This window comes from Pseudonocardia halophobica (assembly GCF_027922425.1).
GTDB classification, from domain to species: domain Bacteria; phylum Actinomycetota; class Actinomycetes; order Mycobacteriales; family Pseudonocardiaceae; genus Pseudonocardia; species Pseudonocardia halophobica.
Window position 1 is genome coordinate 1 of record NZ_BSFQ01000255.1, and the last position, 583, is coordinate 583.

Sequence of the window (583 nt, forward strand, 5' to 3'; positions counted from 1 at the left end):
CACGCCCGGACCTCGCCGTCCTCGAGCGCGGCGAGGTTCTCGTTCTGGATCTCCAGCCGGAGCAGCCGGCCCTCGCCCCTGGCGTCCTCGACGATTGCCGAGCCCCGGACGAATCCGCCCGAGGTCTCCCGGTCGACGTCGATGATCTTGCCGCGGATCAGCTCGACCGCATCCAGCTCGTCGACGACGGTGTCGATCGGGTCGTCACCGTTGCGGGCCAGCGCGGCGCCGAGCCCGAGGGCCCGCGACACCGAACCCGGGACCGTCGCGCGGCGGGCGGTCGCCACGTCCATCAGGTACAGCGCGGCGACGGCGGCGCCGCCGAAGGCCGCGGTCGACGTGCGCAGGAGCCGCTCCGTCCACTCCACGCCCCCGGTCCGGATGACCAGCGTGTTCAGCCGCTCGTCCGTCATCACGCACGGGCTCGACGGGACCCCGGCGAGGTTCATGGTCATCTGCGGCATGGTCGGGAAGGCGCGGCCCATGCCGTCGGCGTCGACGTAGGGCAGGCCGAGCCGGGCCGCCCAGTTCAGCGGGATGAGCCCGTTCGACCCACCGATCTCGAAGGGCATGATCGCCACGA

Annotated in this window: 1 protein-coding gene; it reads right to left on the minus strand. The window is 72.6% G+C overall.

The annotated features are described in order from the left end of the window. Positions 1-572, minus strand: a 572-nt coding sequence (locus tag PKE99_RS38485; protein ID WP_271215161.1) for an S-methyl thiohydantoin desulfurase family protein, incomplete at its 3' end; no start/stop codon positions are given. Positions 573-583: the final 11 nt, after the last annotated feature.